A 270-nucleotide genomic window follows, 5' to 3' on the forward strand; every position below is an offset into this window, starting at 1 on the left:
CTTGCAGCTTGGGCTTTTTTGTTTAAATCTTATACACTGAAAGATTGGATGGCCTTCTTAGAAGTTTACGGCATGCCGTTGCGTGTGGGGAAATATGGTGCGAGCTCTTCTCATGAGGAGAGGCGGGTTCTCATTCAAGCGGTACGTGATTTATCCAGTGATGCTGCAGCAATTATTCCCAAAGAGATGGAGATTGAATTTATCGAAGCGGCAGGGGGCAGTGGCAATGCAGTGTTTGGTGTCAAGGCGGAATATTTAGATCGGCAGATC

Annotated in this window: 1 protein-coding gene; it reads left to right on the forward strand. The window is 46.7% G+C overall.

Annotation, left to right across the window (positions count from 1 at the left end):
* Nucleotides 1–270 (forward strand): phage portal protein family protein (locus J7R12_RS08785; RefSeq protein ID WP_208439090.1); only part of this gene is annotated, 270 nt, incomplete at both ends.

It is taken from the genome of Bartonella vinsonii subsp. vinsonii (assembly GCF_902825235.1).
Classification (GTDB): Bacteria; Pseudomonadota; Alphaproteobacteria; order Rhizobiales; family Rhizobiaceae; genus Bartonella; species Bartonella vinsonii.